The organism is Campylobacter concisus, assembly GCF_002913715.1.
Taxonomy (GTDB): Bacteria; Campylobacterota; Campylobacteria; order Campylobacterales; family Campylobacteraceae; genus Campylobacter_A; species Campylobacter_A concisus_AG.
In genome coordinates this window covers 733425-757898 of sequence record NZ_PPCE01000009.1, presented here as the reverse complement: position 1 = coordinate 757898, position 24474 = coordinate 733425, and the positions used below count along the sequence as shown (strand labels likewise).

15 protein-coding genes are annotated in these 24474 nt (G+C 38.5%); 9 read left to right on the top strand and 6 right to left on the bottom strand.

From position 1 onward, the window contains the following. Window positions 1-22: 22 nt before the first annotated feature. A complete protein-coding gene (locus CYO92_RS07815; protein ID WP_103588630.1) occupies window positions 23-1561 on the bottom strand; it encodes an inorganic phosphate transporter in 1539 nt (512 codons plus the stop codon). A 130-nt stretch (window positions 1562-1691) separates the two neighbouring features. Between CYO92_RS07815 and CYO92_RS07810 the strand changes: the two genes are divergently transcribed. Continuing rightward, window positions 1692-2594: a disulfide bond formation protein DsbA gene (locus CYO92_RS07810; protein WP_103588629.1), complete on the top strand. Its 903-nt coding sequence runs from the start codon at window positions 1692-1694 to the stop codon at window positions 2592-2594. Between the two features lie 30 nt (window positions 2595-2624). Beyond that, on the top strand, window positions 2625-3056 hold the full coding sequence (locus tag CYO92_RS07805) for a GatB/YqeY domain-containing protein (RefSeq protein WP_103588628.1): 432 nt from the start codon (window positions 2625-2627) through the stop codon (window positions 3054-3056). A gap of 819 nt (window positions 3057-3875) precedes the next feature. Here CYO92_RS07805 and CYO92_RS07800 read toward each other — a convergent pair. From CYO92_RS07800 to CYO92_RS07780, 5 genes are read right to left on the bottom strand one after another with little or no spacing between them, the layout of a single operon-like run. Continuing rightward, on the bottom strand, window positions 3876-4079 hold the full coding sequence (locus CYO92_RS07800) for a hypothetical protein (RefSeq protein ID WP_223315362.1): 204 nt from the start codon (window positions 4077-4079) through the stop codon (window positions 3876-3878). 4 nt (window positions 4080-4083) lie between these two features. Beyond that, the gene (locus CYO92_RS07795; RefSeq protein WP_103588254.1) at window positions 4084-5430 is read right to left on the bottom strand and encodes a TolC family protein; all 1347 of its coding nucleotides are present in this window, start codon (window positions 5428-5430) and stop codon (window positions 4084-4086) included. Between the two features lies 1 nt (window position 5431). Further along, window positions 5432-7360, bottom strand: coding sequence for a MacB family efflux pump subunit (locus CYO92_RS07790; protein ID WP_103588253.1), 1929 nt, complete (start codon window positions 7358-7360; stop codon window positions 5432-5434). Next, a complete protein-coding gene (locus CYO92_RS07785) occupies window positions 7361-8557 on the bottom strand; it encodes an efflux RND transporter periplasmic adaptor subunit (RefSeq protein WP_103588252.1) in 1197 nt (398 codons plus the stop codon). A 54-nt stretch (window positions 8558-8611) separates the two neighbouring features. Further along, window positions 8612-10645: an ATP-dependent helicase gene (locus tag CYO92_RS07780; protein WP_103588251.1), complete on the bottom strand. Its 2034-nt coding sequence runs from the start codon at window positions 10643-10645 to the stop codon at window positions 8612-8614. Window positions 10646-10710: 65 nt separating this feature from the next. Here CYO92_RS07780 and pbpC point away from each other — a divergent pair, with 65 nt between their 5' ends. The 7 genes from pbpC (at window position 10711) to CYO92_RS07745 (ending at window position 24401) form a co-directional block, all read left to right on the top strand. Further along, window positions 10711-12879: a penicillin-binding protein 1C gene (pbpC, locus tag CYO92_RS07775; RefSeq protein WP_103588250.1), complete on the top strand. Its 2169-nt coding sequence runs from the start codon at window positions 10711-10713 to the stop codon at window positions 12877-12879. A gap of 1 nt (window position 12880) precedes the next feature. Continuing rightward, on the top strand, window positions 12881-17995 hold the full coding sequence (locus CYO92_RS07770; RefSeq protein ID WP_103588249.1) for an alpha-2-macroglobulin family protein: 5115 nt from the start codon (window positions 12881-12883) through the stop codon (window positions 17993-17995). A gap of 119 nt (window positions 17996-18114) precedes the next feature. After that, entirely contained in the window at window positions 18115-20874 is a 2760-nt protein-coding gene (locus CYO92_RS07765; RefSeq protein WP_103579268.1) for a valine--tRNA ligase, read from the top strand. After that, a complete protein-coding gene (locus CYO92_RS07760; protein ID WP_103588248.1) occupies window positions 20874-21830 on the top strand; it encodes a methionine ABC transporter ATP-binding protein in 957 nt (318 codons plus the stop codon). Before CYO92_RS07765 ends, CYO92_RS07760 begins: the two co-directional genes overlap by 1 nt. Beyond that, window positions 21830-22504 carry a methionine ABC transporter permease gene (locus CYO92_RS07755; RefSeq protein WP_021086223.1) on the top strand — a complete coding sequence of 225 codons (675 nt, stop codon included), beginning with the start codon at window positions 21830-21832 and terminating at the stop codon, window positions 22502-22504. Before CYO92_RS07760 ends, CYO92_RS07755 begins: the two co-directional genes overlap by 1 nt. Before the next feature lie 259 nt (window positions 22505-22763). Continuing rightward, complete coding sequence (locus CYO92_RS07750; RefSeq protein ID WP_103588247.1) at window positions 22764-23546, top strand: MetQ/NlpA family ABC transporter substrate-binding protein; 783 nt, start codon at window positions 22764-22766, stop codon at window positions 23544-23546. Between the two features lie 75 nt (window positions 23547-23621). Further along, complete coding sequence (locus tag CYO92_RS07745; protein ID WP_103588246.1) at window positions 23622-24401, top strand: MetQ/NlpA family ABC transporter substrate-binding protein; 780 nt, start codon at window positions 23622-23624, stop codon at window positions 24399-24401. Window positions 24402-24474: the final 73 nt, after the last annotated feature.

Here is a 24474-nt window from a genome sequence, read left to right as displayed (position 1 = left end):
GTTTAGCTATTTAAAAATATGACTAAACGCCTAGTAATTTAGCAAGGGCAAAATAAAATATAGCCGATGATATCGCAGCTGCAGGAAGCGTGATGAGCCAAGCAAGGATGATTGGTTTTACCATTTTCCAGTTTGCATTTTTATTTACGATGCCGATGCCTAAAACTGCACCTATTAGGATATGCGTCGAGCTAACTGGTATGCCAAGCTTTGTGGCTAGAAGTATGACGATACTTGAGGCAAGCTCAGCACTAAAGCCAGTTGTCGGTAAAATTTCAGCTAGTTTTGAGCCGATAGTGGTGATGACCTCTTTGCCTAAAAACCAAAGTCCAACGACAAGCGAAATTCCAAAGGTTACCATTGCGATGCTAGGTATCGGCGAGCTTTCGTTTATAGAGCCAGTCTTTAGCACATCAAGCACAGCGGCAAATGGTCCAACAGCGTTTGCGATGTCGTTTGCTCCGTGTGAAAATGCAAAAGATGAAGCGGTAAAAATTTGAAACCATGAGAAAATTCTATTGATGCTCTTTTCGCTATCGTTTTTGCTCATGACGTTTATAATAGCAAGGCTTGCAAGATACGCTAGAGCCCCAATCACAAAGATGATCCAGACGGTTTGGATGATACTAAAGGCTAAATTTATATGCTCAAGCCCTTTAAAAAGCATCATTGATGAGATGACCATCGCGGCAAATCCAGCGATGATCGGGATGTGCTTTTTCATCGCTTTAAAGGTATCTATCTCTTTTTCACTATCTTTCATAATGCGGATTTTTGAGCGATACTCGCTGTATTCAGTGGTTTCGATCTCGTCCTCATCGATAACTGCAATCTTTGAAAGAGTAGCTATTTGCTCCTCAGCCGGCTTTGTTTTTAGTGCTTTTATGAAGCTTTCTTTATAAGCTTTTCGCTCAGCTTTTAGAGCTTTTAGATTCATTTTAAGTTCATGTGTTGGCTCAATAATCTTACTTTTTACGTAACCAAATATAATGTAAGACATCACGCCGCCAAGCAGTGGTGAGATGACCCAACTAACGGCGATCCTGCCGATCTCACTCCATGAGACCATGCTAAATGGTTCCGGATCTTTTATCATAAAACCCATAGCAAGTCCTGCACCAACGATGCCACCAACGATCGAGTGAGTGGTCGAGACTGGTAGACCTTTTTTAGACGCATAAAAGAGCCAAAGCCCAGAGCTAAGAAGGGCTGAGATCATGATGATGACAAATTTCATCGGGTTTAGATCGCTTGGAAATTTCACGATCTCGTTTCTAATCGTATTTGTAACCTCTGATCCTGCAAATATAGCACCGCTAAGCTCAAAAATGGCTGCGATGATGAGAGCTTGTTTAAGCGTAAGAGTCTTAGCGCCAACACTTGTGCCAAAGCTGTTTGCAACGTCATTTCCACCGATATTAAAGGCCATAAAAAGACCAAACATGCCGGCGATCAAGAATAAAAAGTAGTTATTTGTCGGGATGTATTGATAGCCCCAAACGAAAAATCCAACGCTACAAATTGCAAAAATAACAAATGCTAATAAGTTATCTCGAAGCAATCAAGCCCCCTTATAAGGTTTTTGATAGGAATTATATCTTGAAAAATATTAAAGTTTTTAGAATTTTTCAACTTTAAATGATACTAAATTATCATATGTTAGAATCTGCAAAAATTTTTAAGGATAAATTTTGGTTATAGCGATCGATCTTGGCTCAAACACATTTCGCGTAGCGCTTGTTAAAAAAGAGCAAAATGGCTTTAATAATGAGCAAATTTATGAAAAGATAGTAGGAGCTGCAAGGGGCTTAAATGAAAGTGGCAAGATAGCAGATGAGTCCAAAAACAGGCTCTTTGAAGCGATATCGGAGGCTAAAAGTAAATTTGACTTTGATAAATTTAAATGCGTAGCAGTCGCAACTGAGGCTTTTAGGGTGGCGTTAAATAGTGAGGAAATTTTTAGCGAGATAAGAGAGAAATTTGGCATAAATTTTCATATCATCAGCGGTAAAGCAGAAGCAAAACTTACATTTTTGGGTGTTCAAAATGCTTTTAAAAAGCTTGGAATCAGTGAAAATTTTAGCGTCATTGACATCGGTGGAGCAAGCTCAGAGATCGGTGAAGATGGAAATTTTATGAGTTTTAAATTTGGCATTATTACATTTTTTGAGAAATTTAAAACACTTGATTTAATGCAAGAAAATGCAAAATTTTATACAAAAGATGCAAGAGAATTTTTAAATAGCTTAAAAAATAGATTTATCGTGCTGACTTCTGGCGTACCAACTACTATCGCAGCGCTACGACTTGGACTTAACTACGAGAACTATGATCCAAAAAAAGTAAGCGGATTTGAGCTTAGAGATGATGATCTTGCTTGGTTTGTAGATGAACTTTTAAAGATGGATGATAAGAGCGCTGATTTGGCGGTTGGAAGAAACAGAAAGTATCCGCTCATCGCTGGAACCTTGCTTTTAGAGGAGCTTTTAATCGGGCAAGAAGCAAAATTTTTAGTTATTGACGATGGGCTTAGAGAGGGTGTTGGTGTGGCCTATCTGCAAGGAAAATTTCAAGAAATTATCACAAATTTTTAGTTAATATTTCAAAAATTTAAAGGAGAGGAAATGAGTATAAGAGAGCAAATTTTAGCTGATATAAAAGAGGCTATGAAGGCAAAAGATGAGTTTAAAAGAGATACTTTAAGAACGCTAAATGCAGCACTTAAGCAAGTTGAAGTCGATCAAAGGATTGAAATGACTGATGAAGTGGTACTTCCACTGCTTCAAAAGGAGATCAAAAAGAGGGCTGACTCGGTTGAGCTTTATATAAAAGGCGCTAGAGAGGATTTGGCTAAAAAAGAGCAGGGCGAGATTGAACTCATTAAAGCATATTTGCCAGTACAACTAAGCGATGAAGAGCTTAAAGAGAAAATAAAAAAGATTATTGAAAGAGTTGGTAAAAATTTAGGCGCTGTAATGAAAATAGCAAAAGATGAGATCGGAGCAAGTGCTGAAGCAAAACGCATAAGTATGATCGCAAAAGAGCTTTTGGATTAAAATCCACAATTTTATAAAACTTCTAATTTTTGGAAACTTACTTCTAAATGTGTGTAAGTTTTCAAAAAATCAAATACGACTTTCATTTTAAAAAGATATATAAAAGCATAATACTTATATGAATATGTTAAAAGGTAAAATACAAGCTTTTTTATATATTTGTATTGAAAACTATAATTTTCAAATTGTTATTTTAATTTTCTTATTTTTTCTTTTATATGAATTTAAATATTGTTTTATAGGCTTATTTTGGATTTTATCTTTTGTATGATTTTAATTTATCCATTAAATTTGACATAAAAATATTTGTAAGAAAATTAGTTAAATTTTACACTTTTCAAAAAATGTGAAATTTGTATTTATCTTATATATAACTTAAAATTTGATCTACCCTATTTTGAAAAAGTGAGCAAGAGCTATCTTTGGAGTTTGTGGTTCTTGCTTTTAAGCGCAGAGCACTAACCTTGCAAAAACTGCGATAAATGTACATAAAGCGCTCGCTCAAGCTGGCGTTTTTGGATGTAAATTTAATCCAAAGCAATTTTTTTATAAAAAGCTAATAAGGCGATCTTGTGTGTTAAATTTAAGAGTAGCATAGAATAGAATAAATGCGTGATATCTGTTTTTGTGTGCCAAATAGTGATCTTGTGCGTTAAATTTTGAAGCAAAGAGTTAAATTTGATATCAGTGCAACTATAAAACCAAAATTTGCGTTAAATTTTAAAGTTGAGCGATCTTGAGTGATAAATTTAAGAGCTAGTAGTTAAATTTACTATGAAAACACGCCTGAAAACTATTTTTCAAGCTAAAGTGCGTGAGTTAAATTTTATCCTCAAAATTTGATAGTTTTTTTTTCGTGGTTTGAAGGCTCATTTTTAATTTTAGACAGTGCTCGCTATTTATAAAAAGCCTTAGTTCGCCAAGGGTTGGAGCGCCCATAGCGACCTCACAGCCTTCAAATTTGGCGCTAAATTTGCCATCACTGCTATACGCATTTGCCTCGTAGTCCCAAGCTGAGCTCATAAATTTACCTATTAAATTTGCCTGCCATAGCTTTATAGATATTTAGCTCATCTTGTAAAAGCGTGTATTTTGCTTTTAAAAGCCCTATTTTAGCTTCTAACTCGCTATTTTTTGCTTCTAAAAACTGCTTTAACTCTACCTTGCCATAGGAGTATTTTAGCTCGTAAATTTTTGAAATTTCCTTGTAGTTTTTTATCTGCTCTTGATAATTAGCAAGTAGCGCCTCGTCGTTTAGGTAGCCTTTAAAAAATGCGTCTATTTCGTTTAATGCGCTATTTAGAGTGCTTATGTAGCTTAGCTTTGCAAGCTCGAAATTTGCCTCGCTAACCTTTAAATTTGACTTTAGCTTGTGATAGTTTAAAAATGGTAAATTCAGAGCGATGTTGCCATTTAGAAATTTAAGGCTAAATGCGCCCTCTTTTGTACTTGAACTACTTTTGAGGCTAGCTCCTAGCGTGATGCTTGGGTAAAAATCTTTTTGGTTAGCTTTGTAGTTTAGGAGACTCTCTTCTATGCGGTAAATGGCCGCTCTTAGATCAGGCCTGTTTGCTATGGCACTTGTTGGTACGTCTAGATCAACGCCCACTCTTTTAACGGGACTTAGCGTAAGACCTTCAAATTTAAGCTCAAATTCTGGCCTCTCATTTAGCAAAATCCTAAGCGTTTTTTTAGCACTCACTAGCTCTTTTTTGGCACTTTCTATCTTATTTTGAGCGTTTAGTTGCTGTGAGTTTATCTGCTTTAGGCTTAGCGCCTCCTCTTTGCCAAGCTCAAATTTAAGCCCAACTATCTTATTTAGCTCATTGTAAATTTCTAAAATTTGCTCATAAGTTTTAATGCTCTCATTTAGATATAAGATCTGAAAATAGGCGTCTGTTACGGAGTTTATCACGCTTAGTTTGCTAGCTTCCAGATCAAATTTAGTAGCATCTGCTTCAAACATCGCTGCATCTTTGCTATTTGCAAGCTTTTGCCAAAGATCAAGCTCGTAGCTAAGCCCTATGCTTGAGCCAAAGCTTCTACTAGAAGCGCCGCCCTCTTTTATATTTTTGTTGCTTGATACCTCAATGCCAGCGTTAAAGGTTGGGATTAAATTTGCTTCCAAAATACCAGCTTGAGCGAGGGCTTTATTTACATTTATAGCTGCTTTTGCAAGGTCGGTGTTGTTTTTAAGTGCTAGATCAATGAGCTCATTAAGATAGCTTTGGTGATACTCTTTCCACCAAGAAGTGTCTAAATTTAGTTCCTGACTGGCGTTATCTTCAAGTAAAATTTGCTTATAGTTTTCATCTATATTTTTAACAGCGCAGCCGCTTAAAACGAGCACTAAAGCTAAGCTTAGAAATTTCATATTACTCCCTTGAAAGCGCATCTATTGGATTTAGTTTTGAGGCGTTTTTAGCTGGCATGTAGCCAAAGATGATGCCAATAGCCATCGACGTGACAAGTGCAAGCACGATCGAGCCGTTTGAAAAGATCATGCTAAAGCCGTTTAAGAAGTTGTTAAAGATATAGCCGATCGCGTAGGATAGGACGATGCCGATGGCTCCGCCGATAAGGCAAAGTAGCACCGCCTCTATCAAAAACTGCTGCAAGATGTTGCTCTGTCTAGCTCCGATCGCCATTTTTATGCCTATCTCTTTGGTGCGCTCGGTGACTGAAACTAGCATGATGTTCATGACGCCTATGCCCCCAACTACGAGCGAGACGACTGCTATGCTTGAGATGAGAAGGCGCATGGTTGAGATGGTCTCTTCGATCGTTTGCTTGATGCTGTCTGAGTTTCTTGTAAAAAAATCCTTTTTGCCGTGCTTGATCTCTAAAAGCTCAGTTAGTGTTTTTTCGGCGATTTGCGCATTGACGCCCTCATTTACTTTGGCGGTTATCGAACTTATAAATTTATCTCCAGTGACCTTGTTTAGCACAGTCGTGTATGGGGCGTAAATTTTAAGCGTGCTTGAATCGCCCATCTTAAAATCATCCTTTTGCAAAACGCCGATAATGCGAAGTGGCTTTTTGTTAAAAAGTATGATCTTGCCGATAGGATCATCATTTTTAAAGATGCTATTTTTGGTGTTTTGATCGATTAGTGCGACTGAAGCGGAGTTTAAAACCTCGTCATCATCGTAAATTCTGCCCTCTTCTAGCTTTAGCCCATTTACATCAAAGCTCCCTACTCCACCGCCTTTTAAGCTCGCACTTAGCGAGATATTTTCATAAGTTAGCACGCCTGAGGTGCTTGTGTTTGGAGTGACTGAGTCAAGAAACGACTGCTTTGAGAGCATATTTGCATCACTTATAGAGAGCGTTTTTACCCTGCCTGAGAGCATATCGCCAAAGCCTTTTCCTGGCATGATATCGATCGTATTTGTACCGATCTTTCTGATGCCAGCTAAAATTTGCTCCTGTGAGCCTTTGCCAAGAGCTACGACGCTAATGACCGCCGTGATGCCAATTATAATGCCAAGCATCGTTAAAAGCGATCTTAATTTATGAGCTAGCATCGCATTTACCGACATTTTAAAGCTTTCAATTAGCTGATCTTTATAGTAGGTAAATTTGCTCTTTTCTGGCTGAGTTTGCTTTTTGGCCTCAAAAATTTCACTGTTTTTTACATTATCACTTACGATGTTGCCATCTTTTATCTCGATCACACGACTCGCGTACTCTGCGATCTTTGGGTCGTGCGTGACGATGATGATAGTGTGGCCTTTTTTGTAAAGATCCACTAAAATTTCCATCACCCTTAGCCCACTTTTGCTATCAAGCGCGCCTGTTGGCTCGTCTGCCAAGATGATCTCGCCGCCATTCATAAGCGCCCTTGCTATGGAGACCCTTTGCTGTTGTCCGCCTGAGAGTTTATTTGGTAAATTTTTCGCTTTTTCGCTAAGTCCAAGCGAGCCAAGAAGCTCATTAGCTCTTTTCTCTCGCTCGCTCTTGTCGGCACCTGCGTAGATGCTTGGTAGCGCTACGTTTTCAAGGGCATTCATCGTGCTAAGCAGGTTATATCTTTGAAAGATAAAGCCAAATTTATCCCTTCTAAGTTTAGCAAGTGCGTCGCTATCAAATTTTGATATGTCTTTGCCATCAAGCAGGTACTGCCCACCACTTGGGCTGTCTAAGCAGCCAAGGATGTTCATCAGGGTTGATTTGCCAGAGCCAGACTGACCGATGATAGCTATAAACTCGCCCTTTTTTATCTCTAAATTTATGCCATGCAGTATCTCTATATCATTATCGCCTAGCTTAAAGCTTTTTGTGATATTTTTTAGGCTTATCACTTAAAACTTCTTATTTTCTTTTTCGATCATTTTAGCGATCTCGCTTGATGAGCCTTGAGATGTGATGATCTCATCGCCATCGTTTATGCCGCTGATGATCTGCGTATCGAGGTTGTCTTTTATACCGGTTTTGACCGCTGTTTTTACTGGCTTGCCATCTTTTAGCACATAGACAAAAGTGCCGTTTTCATCTTTTTTGATGCCGATGCTTGGCACGATGATGGCGTCCTCGACGTTTGCTATTAAAAGCTCGTTTTGTGTGGTCATGCCTATTCTTAAAATTCCATCTTTGTTATCAACGATGCTTTGCGCGTAGTAATAAACCGCCGAACTGCTGCTTGAGCTACTTGAGTATGAAGACTTACTGCTGCTACTTGAGCCGTAGCTGCCATCACTTAGTGTGGTAAGCCCTGGATCTATCGAGCTAACAGTTGTTTGAAATTTCTTAGTTGGTTCAGAGAGGATCGAGTACTCAACTGGCGTGCCGACTTTGATCTTGGTGATGTCGCCTTCTGCTATTTGCATCTTCATCTTTACATGGCTAAGATCAGCGATATTTACGATAGTTGGCGTAGTTTGGTTGGCATTTACAGTCTGGCCCTCCTCAACCTGCACGCTTACGATGGTGCCATCTCTTGGAGCGGTGATCTTTGTATAGCCTAAATTTATCTTTGCGGTGCTTAGCTCGATATTTGTCTGCTTGATCTGCGCTTCAAGCTCTTTTATCTTGGCGCTATTTGCACTATATGTGTTTTTTGCGGTTTCAAATTCTTGCTTTGAGGTGGCATTTTTAGAAAAGAGCGCATTTTCTCTATTAAACTGCGTTTTGGCGATATTTAGAGCCACTTTTGCACTTTCTAGCTGGGCTTTGTAGATGGCAAGCTGTGCTTCTTTATTGTCTATGCTATTTTGCTGGGTCGAGCTATCGATACTTGCGATCATATCGCCCTTTTTTACCTGATCTCCAAGCTTAACATATAGCTTTTTTATCTGACCGCTCACCTGTGCACCCACATCGATTAGCTCGGTGGCGAAAATTTCTCCAGTCGCATCGACCTTTTTGCTAAAAGAGCCCTTCTTTGCCTTTTTGGTGATAAACTCCACCTCTTCTTCTTTTACTTTAAAAAATTTATCATAGGCGAAGTATCCACCGACGCCTAAAATAAGTAGGATTATTAAAATTTTAGATTTTTTCATCGCTTCTCTTTGTAAAAAATTAGTCAATTTTACTTAATAAGATTAAAATTCTCTTTAAACTTCCTCTTTCGCCATGCCAGCCTCTATCAAAAACCTACTCGGTTGGTAGGTCACCTTCTTTATCTTGTCGTATTTCGCGTAGCTAAGATAGAGCTCGTCTTTTGCACGAGTTACAGCTACGTAAAAGAGCCGCCTCTCCTCTTCTAGGCTACCGCCCATGCTCATTAGCTTTAAATTTGGAAAGCGATTTTGCGCGAGATCGACGATGAAAACTTGGTCAAATTCAAGCCCCTTGCTCGCATGCACGCTAAGCAGGCTAACGCCCTGCCCTTCGCTCATCTCGTTGCTTCCAAGGGCTAAGAAGTTATAAAATTTACTGATATCTTGATACTTTTTAGCTAGCTCGCTTAGCACCACGCTCTTTGCCATTATGCGCTCTTTGACCTCTTCTTTGAGCGCCAGATCGACGTTGCCATTTTTTAGAGTTGCCCTTTTTGTGCTAATATTTTCGACGATTAACGAGTAAATTTTACTAGTTTTTATCTCATTTATCATCGTGGCTGGCTTTGAGATATTTCTCATGCCTCTTAAAAAGTTGTAAATTTCATATAAAAACTGCGCCCCACTCTCGCTTAGCTTTTGTAGTTTTAGCACAGGGTGGCCTAGAAATTTATCGCTAAAGCCAAGCTTAGAAAACCTTGAAACCTCGGCAAATTCATCAAGATCGTCAAAAAGGCCTAGCTGGTAGTTTCGCCTTTTATTTGATGAGATATTTACGCTCTCATCTGGCTCAACTATCCCTTTTATCAAATTTCCATGCCCAAGCTTAAGAAGTGCGTCAAAAATTTCTTTGCTAACTGCGCTGCCAACGCCCTTTGCGTATTCGCAGATGTGGATAAATGCCATTATATCTTTTGGATTGACATAAATTCCCATGATGTCGATGAGCGCTTTGATCTCGCGGCTCTCAAAGAAGCTCACCCCACCCTTTCGCTTTGAGCCGATGCCTCGCTCTTTTAGCGCGACCTCGATGCCATCCGCTGATGAGTTATTTCTAAAAATTATGGCGATATTTTCTCTATTAAATGGCGAGAGCGAGATGATATCAGCGATATTTTGATACTGATCAAAAAGCTCGTTATAGACAAGCAGCCTTGGAGGCTTGAAATTTCCCTCGCGACTAACTGTGAGGTGCTTTTCATAAAGCCTTGGGTTGTTGTTTATGACCTTGTTTGCAAGGGCAAGTATGCTTGAGCTTGAGCGGTAATTTACATTTAAAGCGTAGATATTTGCGTTTGGGAAGCGATCTTTAAATGAGCCTATGATCTCGATATTTGCGCCGTTAAATGCATAAATGCTCTGGTCAAAATCACCCACGCAAAAGAGGCTCTTTGTCTTAAATGCGTCTATTAGGCTGCCTTGAAGGGTGTTTGTATCTTGATACTCGTCGATCAAAATTTCATCATAAGCTAAATTTGCCCCATTTTTTAGCTCGTCGCGCATCTTTATAAGAAGGTCGTTAAAATCAGCGTAAGAAAATTTAGCCTTCTCAGCCTCAAACTCCTCTAAGACATCTTCATAAATTTCAGCATAAACGCCCTGCTCTTCGCTCTTCTCACTTATCCATTTGCCAAAAGTTGTGCCTTGTTCGCTGTTTTGAAAGAGCGAGTAAAGATCGTATAGATAGGCTCCGCCGTAAGGTTTGACGTCGCTTAAATGGTAAAATTTACGCCTCTCAACAAGACTTTTTAAAAGCGTCTTTAGCTCGCTTGGCTGCTTTAGCGTGACGCCTTTATCAAGGCTTTTTAAAAGCGAAAATGAGACCGAGTGAAAGGTGCCTGCGGTGATTTTGGAGGTGATTTGTTTGTCAAAATACCTATTTAAGCGCTCTATCATTTCGCTGGCTGCTTTGTTGGTAAATGTTAGAAGCAAAATTTTCTCTGGTTTTACGCCTAAATTTAAAAGATGTGCGATGCGAGCGACAATCGTGCTAGTCTTGCCAGTGCCAGCTGAAGCGATGATGAGATTGTGTCCAAATGGCGCAGTTGCGGCGGTGTATTGTTCTTTGTTTAACCTAGATAAGGGCATTGTTTCCTCTTTTTTAAAAAGGTCTAATTATAGCTACTTAAACTTTAACAGCTATAATCACGCGGATGAAAAAGTTTAAATTTTTAAAATTCCTTGCCCTATTTTTGGCTTTAATGGTCGCTATTTTTTTGATACTTGATCAAATTTATCCATTAAATTTAGACGCGCTTAAAAAAGATGAAGCCAAAATTTTGCTTGATAAAAATGGTGAGATCATAAATATGAAGCTTAGTAGCGACGGAATTTGGAGATTTCACGAGCAAAGCTTCCCAAACTCGCTAAAACAATGCGTCGTTCTCTTTGAAGATAGATACTTTTACTACCATTTTGGTGTAAATTTTGCCTCCATTTTTAGAGCATTTTTCCACAACCTAAAAAGCGATAACCGCATAGGGGCTAGCACTATCACGATGCAAGTAGCTAGGATGCTTGAGCCAAGTGATAGAAGCTATAAAAATAAGATAAGAGAAATTTTTAGAGCATTTCAGTTAGAGCTTCACTTTAGCAAGGATGAAATTTTAAATTTATACCTAAATTTAGCCCCGTATGGTGGCAATATCGAGGGTGCAAAGGCGGCAAGCTTCTTTTACTTTGGCAAGGAGCTAAACGAGCTTAGCTACGCTCAGGCCGCACTTTTAAGCACGATCCCTAAAAATCCAAATAAAAATAGACTTGACCGCGTCTCAAACATAAATGCCCTAAAAAACAGGGTCATAAAGATGCTTTACAAAGCAAATTTAATCGATCTTAGCGCCTTTAAAAGAGCGCAGGCTGAGCCATTTAAAAATGTAAGGATAAGAGCCGTCGTAAATGCTAGCGACTACGCAAATGTCGCTTTTAAAAACCAAATTTCAAAGGCGAGTTTGGATCTAAATTTACAAAAAGATATGCTTAAAATTTTAAAAGATGCGATGTTTTCGCTAAAGGCTAAAAATGCAAATAACGCAGCAGCTGTGGTCATTGATAATAAAAAAATGAGTGTCGTAGCCTTCATAGGCTCGCACGATGAGCATGCGCGTGATGGCAAAAACTCAGCCCTAAATATGAAGCGAAACACCGGTAGCACGCTAAAGCCTTTTATCTACTCACTTGCGCTTGATAGCGGGCTTATAACGCCAAATTCGCAGTTAATAGACACGCAAATTTATATAAAAGAGTATGCTCCAAAGAATTTTAGTAATGATTTTTTAGGTATCGTAAGCGCAAAAGATGCTCTAAATTTCAGCCTAAATATCCCAGTTATAAATTTAAACTTAAAACTAAAAGACAATTCGCTTTACGAACTACTTGAAAAGGTAAATTTGGTAGATGAAAATAAGGAGTATTATGGAGCTTCTATAACGCTTGGAAGTGCTGAAATGAGCCTGCTTGATCTTGCTCATCTTTATACTATTTATGCAAATGACGGCATTTATAGACCACTTGAGTTTGCTGGCAAAAACTACAAAAATGAAGAGAAAAATGTAACTCTCATTTCACCTCAAAGTGCCTATTTAACCGCTAAAATGCTAAGCGAAGCCTCAAGGTCGTATCTAAAAAATGCTTGGCAGTACGCCCAAAATACGCCAAAAATAGCCTTTAAAACTGGCACAAGCGCAAACTCACGTGATCTTTACGCCATAGGCGTTGATGAAAATTATACAATTGCTATTTGGATTGGAAATTTTAATGCCAGTAAAACTGATAAATTAACAGGACTAAATGACGTATCAAAGAGTCTTTTTGATACGTTTAAGATAATCGCTCAAAAAGAGAAGTTAAGATTTATGAGTGAGCCAGATGGCATAGAAAAGCTGTCAACCTGCCTTGATGCCTTTAACTATGAAAAGTGCAAAAAAATGGCGCTTGATGATAGGATAAAGGGTGTAGATTTAAAAGATAAATGCGAAAGTTTAAGAGGCGAAGAGCTTGATTTTTTGGTTAAAAATGAGCTTTTGGATAAAGATGAGATACAAAAAAGTCCTTGTGCTGAAATTTTTAAAGATAAAAAGCCAGTTTTTGCCTATCCGTATGACAATGAAGAGATAGTGACAGATGAAAATATTACACAAGTTATGGTAAAATGCTACGCGTTTTTAGGCGATGAAATTTACCTAAAAATAGATGATTTGAACTTTTCTAAGATAGAAAATGCAAGCGAAAAAAAGTTTGATCTAACTCTTGGCGAGCACAGCATAAAATGCCTTGATCAAAACTCAAATCAAAGTGAAATAACTATAAAAATAAGGAGATAAAATGTGGCAAAAAGTAGCACTTCTAGCACTTTTGGGAATGACAAATTTATATGCTTTGAGCCTAAATGGTACAGCACAGATAAAATCACCCCTAAGCGTAGAGTTTGGACTAGAAGATAAAGTAGATAAAAATTTTATTGGTATGCTAAGCGATAAAAAGCTACTTTTGTGCCAACCAGCATTAAATGGTACGGTTAGATTTAATAGTCAAAGCTTGCTGCTTTTTACAAAAGATATGCATGCTGGTTTGGATTATAGCTGCAAGCTTGAAAATGGAAGCACTGCTAGTTTTGTCACAAAAGAATTTGAGCTAACAAAGATAGAAAAAATAAGCGATAGCAAATATATACTTAAATTTAATGATGAAGTGAATATTGAAGCTATCAAAAATATTGCCGTAAAAGATGCGAAATTTAAAGCAATTGAGCTTTCTAATAATAGCTTTGAGCTTAATCTTGATAAAAATTTAAGCAATCCAGTTTTTGATTTTGGTGAAAAATTTGAGAGCAAATTTGGAGCAACGCTTTCAGGTGAAACGATAGTAAATTTTGCCGATGAAATAAGCGAAGAAAGCGTAAATATAAATGATAATACAAAGAGTCTTGAGATACCAGAAATTTATCCAGTGAGCCTTGATAATGGTATCTTGGGCTTTAGAATTTATCTAAAAAATTGGCTTGATGACGATATTAACTTAAAAAAATTTATAAACATTAAAGGTGTAAAAAACTTTAGCATTAGTGACGTTAAATATAGTGACAACTATGAAGAAAACTCAGAACTTAGCGAGTATTATTACTACATTGATATTACAAGTGACGATTTTAAGCCACAAAATAGTTATGAAATCACCATTAAGCCAGGCTTTGGCGATGATAGAAATGTAGTAAGAGAAGAAAATAGCTATGAAGTAGTAGCTGGCAATTTTACTCCGTTTGCAAATTTTATAAATAATAAACCATATATCTCAAGCGTCGGTGAGATCGGTATTAGAAGTGCAAATTTGCCTGAGCTAAATGTAAGCATTGAAAAGCTAAGCGATCAAAATTTTAGATATTTCTTAAATTTTAATGACAATAACGAAGAGTTAAGCAACTTCAGCACAAAAGTGGCAAGCAAAAGTTATAAGCTTGATGGTGCATTAAATGAAATTTCACTAAATAAAATCAAACTTGACTTTGCCGGAGCTGGAGACGGCGTTTATAAGATAAATTTAAACTACGGCAAAGATAAGAGCGTCTCAAAAGTAGTCTATCTAAGTGATATCGCCGTAAATGCAAAGCTTGGTAAGGATGAAATTTTCGTATTTGCAAATCGTCTTGGCGAAAATACAATGCTTCCAAATGCAAATGTAAAAATTTATGGCAAGAAAAACGAAGAGATCGCAGTTGGTGCGACAAATGATATAGGTGTTTTTAAATTCAATAAAAAAGATATTTACAAAGATATCTCCTCAGTGGTTGTCTCTCTTGGAAAAGAGCAAAATTTTCTTATTTTAAAAGAAGACGAAGCGCTAAATGAAGCAAAATTTATGAGCCAAAATGCCAGTGAGAGTATCGATGCGTACGTTCATTTTGCCTCAAATATCATAAGACCAAATGAGAGTTTAAAGGGCACAATCTATCTAAGAGATAGAGATTTTAATCCTTTAAAAAATATGCCTGTAAAGATAAAATTTTTCGATCCACAAGGCAAAAGTAGCGCTGAAATTTCAAAAAATACAAATGACGTTGGCATGGTAAATTTTGAAAAAGAGATACTAAGTGATCTTAGCGGTAGATTTAATATGCAAGTAATTTACGCGAGCAAAGTGATCTCAAATGTGCCATTTTTTGTTGAGAGTTTTATGCCAAATAGGATAAAAAATGAGATAGCGCTTGAGAGAGATAAATTCTTCGCAAATGAGCTTGTTAGAGCAAATCTAGCTAGTAACTATCTATTTGGTGGCGCTGCTAGCGAGCTTGATGGCAGCATGCAGGTGAGCTTTTTTGATGATGAATATAAAAATAGTGAGTTTAAAGAGTATAAATTTAAAAACAATACGCTAAAACCAAGCGCTTATCCATCTTTTGAAAACGATCTCACTCTTTCAAAAGATGGTAAATCAAGTCAAATGATAGATCTTAGCTTTAGCACTAAAAATGCCTCTTCTATCATAACAGGCGTGATAAATTTCAATGTAAATGATGATGGCAAAAATGTAAGCGACACAAAAAGCTTTACGCTCTATCCTTACAAAGATATGGTCGGTATCGCAGCAAGCACGACATTTGCTGAGCCAAACGAAGATGTAAAAATAAGAACGGTTGTAGTAGATATGTCAAGTCAAAAGGCCGTAAAATCAAATTTAAAATTTGATATAAAACGTGTCACTTGGCAATACCAAAGAGATGCAAACGGCTATATAAAGTGGTTTCAAACGCTAGAAGATGTGGATAATTTTTATAAAGACAATGGCGAGTTTAGCTATAAATTTACACAAAGTGGCTCATATGTGATCATCGCTACAAATCTAGTAAGTGGAGCAAGCACAAGCCTTGATATGGACGTAAGTGGCTACAATTACTCGACTCTAGCGCCTACAAAAGAGCTTAGCAAATCTCAAATCAAACTAAATAAAAATATCTACAAAAAAGGCGATGAACTAAGTGCTGATATAAGCTCAGCTATAAAAGAAGGTATCGCCCTTGTTACACTTGAAGATGGTGGCGTGAAAGCTTACAAGGTCGTTAAGATAAAAAACAACTCAGCAAATGTGAAATTTAAACTTGATTTTGATTTTAGCGGACTTTACGTGAGTGCAAATATCTACCGCATGACAGATGGTGGATTAACTCCGTTTAGAACTTACGGCAAGGTCTATGCTAAGGCTGATAAGTCATCAAGGATACTTGATCTAAGCCTTGATGCACCAAATAAAGCAAAAAGTGATGAAAATATAAAAATTTCACTAAAAACAAAGCCAAAAGCTTATGTAGATTTGTTTATCACAGATGTTGGCGTGCTTGATATCACTTCACAAAAACTAGCCGATCCGCTTAAGTTTTTTGACAAAATTTTACCTGATGGCGTCTTTGACTACGACATCTATAATATGCTTACAAACTACAAGGTGGAGGGCAAAACGCTAAGCTTTGGTGGTGATGCTGCGGCGATGGCGTTGGCTGCAAAAATGGCAAAGCATGCAAGCCCAGTTGATAGCAAAAATGTAAAAACTTATGCAAATTTAGTAAGCCTTCAAGCAGACGACAAAGGCGAAATTTCATACGAGTTTAAAACGCCAAATGGCTTTAACGGCGCCATTAGAGTAGATGCTGTGGCAAATGACGCAACTGCAATGAACGCCGTAAGTAGCGAGATAAAAGTAAAAGATGATGTGATCATTAAGCCAAGCGCTTTGATCTATCTTTTAAAAGGCGATGAATTAAGCGCAAACTTAAGGCTTATAAATACGACAAATGCCGACAAAAACCTTACTATAAATGTAGCATCAAGTAAAAATTTAAACATCAAAACGCAAGAAAATGCTAACCTAAAGCCATTTGAAAACAAGGCATTTGTGCTTAAAATTTCAGCCCTTGAAACAGGTGCTGGCGAATACAATGTCACAATAAGCGATAAAAATGGCTCAAAAACGCTTCAAAATTTACTTGACGTCGTTAGCCCTTATACGATCAGCACCTACGCAAAGAGCAGCGTCTTTGATAAAGAGAGTAAAATTTCACTACCAAAAGGCTATCACGATGTGAGCGTTGATGCGTCAAGCTCGGTCTCAAGCGTGCTTTTAGCAGCTTCTAAAAATTTAATAGAGTATCCTTACGGATGCGCAGAGCAAAGAAGCTCAAGACTGCTTGCGCTTTTAAATTTAAAACCAAAAGATGAGCTTGAAAAAGATGATCAAAAGAGATTTATCGTTAGCGGCATAGATGAGCTAGTCAAGATGCAAAAACCAGACGGCAGCTTTGGCTACTGGAGCGATCTAGGCGAGACAAATGCATTTGCAAGCATCTTTGCAACAGACGTACTTCTTGACCTTGAAGAGGCTGGATATGAGGTAAGTAAAGGTGTCAAACAAAATGCTCTAAATTCGCTCTTAAAATACGCAAATAACGACCTTGAGGCACTTTACGCTCTTTATGTAAGCTCACGTGCAAGTATGGCCGATAGATCAATCTTAAATAAAATTTATGACGACAAAGCCTACAATAAAACAGCACTAAGTAAATACCTAATGGCAGCAGCTCTAAAGCTAAACGGCCTAAATGACGAGGCAAAGGTCGCACTAAAAGATATCAAAAATGCTAAAACAAGCGAAGAAAATCCATCTGATTTTAGCTCAAAAGTAAGAGATAACGCATTTATCTTATATCTGCACGCAAAATACTTTGAGAAAAACGACTACTCAGACGACCTTGCAAATTTCTTGATAGTAAATTTAAATGAGCTTAGCTCAACGCAAGAGCGTGCATTTACGCTAAGAGCTCTAAATGCCTACTTTGGCAAAGATAGCGGCGAGAAAAATAATAAATTTAAGCTTAGCTACAACGGAGAAAGCAAAGAATTTGACGGCCTTTTAAGCACCTCTTTTACTACAAAAAATGGTGAATTTAGCATCACTCCACTAGGCTCAAATAAGCTTTATGCAACTATCTTAAGCTACGCTTACTTGCCACTTGAGATCAAACATAAAATCGAGCCAAAAGAGCTTGACATCTACCGCGTTTTTGTCGATGAAAAAGGCAAAGAGCTGGGTCTTGACAGCCTAAAAGTAAATGACGTCATCTACTCAAAAGTAGTGATAAACTCAAAAACAATGGTTAGAAACGGCGTTATAAACGAGATCGTAAGTAGCTGCTTTGAGCCGATAAATGAAAATTTAAGCAACTTTAGCAAGAGCTTAAAAAACAGCTTGCAAGTTGAGTATAAAAGCATAAAAGATGACCGCGTGCTAAGCTTTTACACGCTAAATAGCGACGAAAAAGACGCCGTACTTTACACACCTTATCGCGTAAGACTTGGTGGCAAATGCTCGCTTGGTGCAGTCACAACTGAAAATATGTATAACGAAAGACAAAACGACTACGACCTAGCCCAGCGAAGCTTTAACGTCAAATAGCTATTTAAACTTCGGGGCGTTTAACCGCCCCAAGCCCATATTTCCCCACTTTTGCAAAGATTTTTTTAAACAAATTTTAGATAACATTAAGCATTTTTTAAACGAAAGAGGATACAAAAGTGGCAGAATTTTACAATGCAAAAGAGACAGAAGACAAATTTTATAAAATTTGGGAAGAACGCGGATATTTCGAGATAGACGCAAACAAAGATATCCAAAAAGATGGACGTAAATTTTGCATTATGATGCCACCTCCAAACGTGACTGGCTCGCTTCACATCGGACACGCCCTAACCTTCACACTTCAAGATATCATGACTCGTTACAAGAGGATGGACGGCTACAAGACACTTTGGCAGCCAGGCCTTGATCACGCTGGTATCGCTACTCAAAACGTCGTTGAAAAGCAGCTTTTGGCTCAAGGGATCAAAAAAGAAGAGCTTGGACGTGAGAAATTTGTAGAAAAAGTGTGGGAGTGGAAAGAAAAAAGTGGCGGCATGATAGTCCATCAGATGCGAAAGCTTGGCATCACTCCGGCTTGGTCACGCCAGAGATTTACTATGGATGAGGGCTTAAGAAAAGCTGTGAAAAAAGCCTTTGTAAATTTATACGACAAAGGGCTAATAGTCCAGAAAAACTACATGATAAACTGGTGTACACATGACGGCGCACTCTCTGACATCGAGGTCGAGCACAAAGAAAATAAGGGTAAGCTTTATCATTTGAGATACTACTTTGCAGATGGACAAAATTTAGAAAACTATCAAGCAGAAGTATCACATGATGAATTTGCTGGTTGCGATGCGAGTTCGAATGAAGCGCACTCTTCGTGCGTTGCAGTGAAGAACGAGCAGCAGTCTCCAGCAAAGGCGCATGCGAGACAAGGCGCTTATATAGTAGTTGCGACTACTCGTCCTGAAACTTACTTTGGTGATACGGCCGTAATGGTAAATCCAAACGACGAGCGCTATAAAAATTTAATCGGCAAAAAGGTGGTGCTACCTATCATAAATAGAGAGATCGAGATCATCGCAGACGAGCACGTCGATATGGAGTTTGGAACAGGTCTTGTTAAGGTAACACCTGCGCACGATCAAAACGACTACGAAGTTGGCAAAAGGCACAACCTTGAGTTTATCACTGTATTTGATGAAAAAGGCATTTTAAACGACAAGTGCGATAAATTTGCAGGACTTGAGAGGCTTGAGGCTAGAGATATCGTCGTGGCCGAGCTTGAAAAACTTGGCAATGTCGAAAAGATAGAAGACTACGAAAATCAAGTAGGTTACTGCTACCGCTGCAAAAACGTCGTCGAGCCATACATCTCAAAGCAGTGGTTTGTCAAAAAAGAGATCGCAGACGAAGCAATACAAAAGGTCTCAGAGGGCCTTGCTAAATTTTACCCGCCGCACTGGATAAACAGCTTTAACGCGTGGATGAGAGAGCTAAGAGACTGGTGCATCTCACGCCAGCTTTGGTGGGGACACCAAATTCCAGTATTTTACTGCGATGATTGCGGTCACATGTGGGCTGACGAGGGAGAGCCGTGCGAGTGCAAAAAGTGCAAAAGTAAAAACATCCACCAAGACCCAGACGTGCTAGATACGTGGTTTAGCTCTGGTCTTTGGCCATTTAGTACACTTGGCTGGGGCAATGAAAGTGAGCTAAAAAATGAAAAATGGTTTGAGGGAGACCTCGCTGAGTTTTATCCAAACAACCTTCTCATAACTGGCTTTGATATTTTATTTTTCTGGGTTGCTAGGATGATGTTTCAGGGTGAAAACGCCCTTGGAAAGCTGCCATTTGACGACATCTACCTGCACGCGCTTGTAAAAGATGAGTTTGGCAGAAAGATGAGCAAAAGCCTTGGCAACGTCATCGACCCACTTGATAGCATAAATGAGTATAGCGCCGATATCTTGCGCTTTACGCTAACGCTTCTAGCCGTTCAAGGACGCGATATCAAGCTAAGCGACGCTAAGATGAAGCAGGTAAGAAATTTCACCAACAAGCTTTATAATGCGAGCAAATACCTCATGCTAAATGAGAGTAAATTTGAGAATTTAGAGGATATCAAGCTTCAAACAAAGCTTGGAATTTATATGAATAGCCGCTTTAACGAGTGCGTAAGAGAGGTGCGCGAAAACATCGACACCTACCGCTTCAATGACGCAGCAAATACGCTTTATAAATTCCTTTGGGATGAGTTTTGCGACTGGGGCATCGAGCTTAGCAAGGCTGACAAAGCGAGCGTAAAAGAGCTTGGAAGTATATTTAAAGAGGCGATGAAACTGCTAAATCCTTTCATGCCGTTTCTTTCAGAGTATCTATTTCAAGAGCTTAGCGGCACACAGCTTGAAAATGCAAAATCAATAATGGTGATGAGTTATCCAGAGGCAAGAGAGCGAAATTTAGATGTTGAGAAGAAATTTGAGCTAGTTATCGAAGCGATCGTGGCTATTCGCCGTGCAAAAGCTACCATAGATCTTGGCAACTCAAAGATCGCAAAAGCCTTTGTTAAATTTAACGAAAAAATAGATCTTGACGAGGTTAAAGAGTATATCAAGCTGCTTGCAAAATGCGAAGAGATCGGCTTTGTAGATGAAAAGATCGAAAATTCAATAAGAGATGTGAGCGAAAATTTAGAGGCATTTGTCCCACTTGAAGGGCTTGATATGAGCGGCATCATCACAAGGCTAAGGTCTCAAAAGACAAAGCTTGAAAAAGAGATAGCCAAACTCTCAGGTATGCTAAATAACCAAAATTTCGTAGCAAACGCACCAAAAGAGGTCATAGAGACAAACAAAGAGGCGCTAGAGAACGCTGAGGCTAAATTTAAAAAAGTATGCGAAGAGTTAGAAGCTCTTGGAGAAAAATAGTGATAAAAATAGAAAATTTAACCAAATTTTATGGCAGTACGCAGATACTTTATGATGTAAATTTGGAGGTTGCAAAGGGCGAAATTTTTGCTATCGTGGGGCACAGCGGTGCTGGCAAATCAACGCTTTTAAGGTGCATAAACGGACTTGAGAGCTATCAAGGTGGCAGCTTAAAAGTCTTTGATCAAGAGATAAAAAATTTAGATGAGACACAGCAGAGACATTTAAGGCGAGATGTTGGGATGATATTTCAGCATTTTGCCTTGATGGCTAGAAAAAACGTCTTTGAAAACGTCGCTACTCCGCTTAAATTTTGGGGTTATAAAAGCGATGAAACTGAAAAAAGAGTGAGAGAGCTTTTAAATTTAGTCGGTCTTGAAAGCAAGGCAAAGAGCTATCCAAGCGAGCTAAGCGGCGGCCAGAAACAGCGTGTGGCGATCGCTAGAGCGCTTGCTTTAAATCCTAAAATTTTACTAAGTGACGAGGCGACTTCGGCTCTTGATCCAAACACGACAAATCAAATTTTAGAGCTGCTTGAAAAGATAAACAAAGAGCTAGATATCAGCGTTGTCATCGTCACTCACGAGATGGAGGTCGTAAAATCGATCGCAAAACGAGCGATCTTGCTAGAAGGCGGCAAGATCATAGGCTCTGGAAGCATCGAAGAGCTATTTTTAAAGCCAGATGAGAAGATGAAAGAGTTTTTGGGTGAAGTTGAAATTTTGCCAAGCACTGGCACAAATATCAGACTATTTTTCCCAAAAGAAGTGGCTCAAAACAGCGTGATCACGCACATGGCAAGAAGCCTAAATATCGACTTTAACATAGTCTGGGGCAAGCTTGAAAAGCTAAACGACAACGTCCTTGGCTCACTTGTCATAAACATAGATGAAAAAGATAAAGAAAACGTACTTAACTATATCAAGCAAAGTGGCGTTTTATGGGAGGTCGCTTGATGTTTGGTATTGATTTTTCTAAATTTCCAGATGTTTTCTCTAGGATACTTTTGCCAGCTATCGGCGAGACGCTATATATGAGCATAGTCTCTACCCTGCTCGCCTTTGCCATAGGCCTCATACCTGCGGTTTTGCTCATTCTTTCAGACAAAGACGGGCTAAAGCCAAACAAGCAGCTTTATTTTGTGCTCGATATCGTTATAAACGTGCTTAGAAGCTTTCCGTTTATCATTTTGATCATTGTGCTCTTTCCGGTCACAAAAATGATAGTAGGCACAAGCATCGGCACCACGGCTGCGATCGTTCCGCTAACTATCGGAGCGGCTCCCTTTGTGGCAAGGCTCATTGAAAATGCTCTAAAAGAGGTTGATAAAGGCATCATCGAAGCTGCTCAAAGCTTTGGTAGCTCAAAATTTCAGATCATCTTTCGTGTGATGTTTGTAGAGGCGCTTCCTGGCATCATCTCGGCATTTACGCTAACGCTTATCGTAAATATCGGCTTTTCAGCGATGGCTGGTGCAGTTGGCGGTGGCGGACTAGGATCTGTTGCTATAAACTACGGATATCAGAGATTTCGCCCAGATATCATGCTCTACACCGTGGTTATTCTTATCATTATGGTTCAAATTTTTCAAGTTCTAGGTAACTACTTATATAAAATTTCTAAAAAATAGGCCTTTGTTTTTATCTGATTTTAAGCTTTTTTCCTTAAAATTGCCCGAATTAATTTTTAGCTGAAAGGATAAAAGATGAAATCAGATATGTGCCACATGTGCCGCCTATTAAAAAACGCGTTGTCGAAAGACTAATCTCTAAGCACAAAATTTCTTTTTAAGTGCTTAGAACTAGCTTAAGCGCTTAAAAAGAAATTTAACCCTCTAGCTTAAATTTATCCTTTTTTGGTGCTTGGCAAATTTTAAAAAAGGATAATAAATGAAAAAACTACTTCTTACCTCTTTAGTTGCCCTAGGCCTTAGCGTTAGCGCAAATGCTGCTGACAAGTCAAAAACAATAATCGTCGGTGCTACACCTATCCCACATGCTGAAATTTTAGAGGTTGTAAAGCCTATTTTGGCAAAAGATGGCTACACACTTGAGATCAAAGAATTTAACGACTACACCACGCCAAACCTTGCGACAGAGGACGGCGACCTTGACGCAAACTTCTTTCAGCACATCCCATATCTTGAAGAATTTAACAAAAACAAAGGCACTCACCTTGTAAAAACAGTTGGCGTTCATCTTGAGCCAATGGGCGTTTATTCTAAAAAGATTAAAGACATAAAAGAGCTAAAAGATGGCGCGGTTGTTTCTATCCCAAATGACCCAACAAACGAGAGCCGCGCACTTGACATCATAGCCAGCGCTGGACTTATCAAGCTAAACAACAACCCGCTAAAAACCCCACTTGATATAGTTGATAACCCTAAAAAGCTTAAATTTGAAGAGATCGAGACTGCTCAAGTGCCAAGAACACTTGATGACGTTACTATCGCAGTTATCAACACAAACTACGCGCTAAATGCAAATCTCAATCCGGTAAAAGACGCACTTGTGCTTGAAAGCAAAAATAGCCCATATGTAAACTACGTTGTAGTAAAGTCTGGCAACGAAAATAGCCCTAAAATAAAAGCTCTTGATAAAGCTATAAACTCATCAGAAGTTAAGAAATTTATCGAGATCAAATACAACGGCGCGATTCTTCCAGCATTTTAATTAAAATTTTAAATAAGCGACGTAAAAGCTTTTACCTTTTTAGCGTCGCTTAAACCAAATAAAAAAGGAAAAACAATGAAATTTATCAAACTTTTAACCGCATCTTTAGTTGCTCTAAGCCTTCACGCAGCCGACAAGGACCACACTATCGTAGTCGGCGTCTCGCCAGTACCACACGCTGAAATTTTAGAATTTGTAAAGCCAAAGCTAAAAGAGAAAGGCTACGACCTTGTTATCTCTGAAATTTCAGACTACTCTATCCCAAATGTCGCCACAGAAGATGGCAGTTTGGACGCAAATTTCTTTCAGCATTTACCATATCTTGAGGAGCAAAACAAGGCTAGAGGCTTGCATCTTGTAAGTGTTGCAAATGTCCATGTTGAGCCACTTGGCTTTTATTCTAAAAAGATAAAAAACATAAAAGAGTTAAAAGATGGTGCAAAAGTTGCGATCGCTTATGATCCATCAAATGGCAATAGAGCGCTTAGAATTTTAGAAAAGGCTGGTCTTATCGAGATCGATAAAAACGCAAAAGTTGCAACTATAAATGACATAACTAAAAATTCTAAAAATTTACAGTTTGTAGAGCTTGAGGGTGCTCAGATACCAAGAACGCTTGATGATGTCGATATCGCTGCCATTAGTACAAATTTCGTCCTTGATCTTGGCATGAGCGTGGCAAAAGACGCACTTTTGCTTGAAGACGCCAACAGTCCTTATGCTAACATCATCGTCACAAAGGCTGGCAACGAAAATAACCCTAAAATCAAAGCTTTGATTGATGCGGTACTTAGCCCTGATACTAAAAATTTTATCATTACTCGCTATAAAGGCGAAGTTATACCTGCATTTTAAAAACGGGGCGAGCTTTCGCCCTATTTTGTTTCTAATTTCATTTTGTTTTATAAGCTATAAACTCTCTTTATTT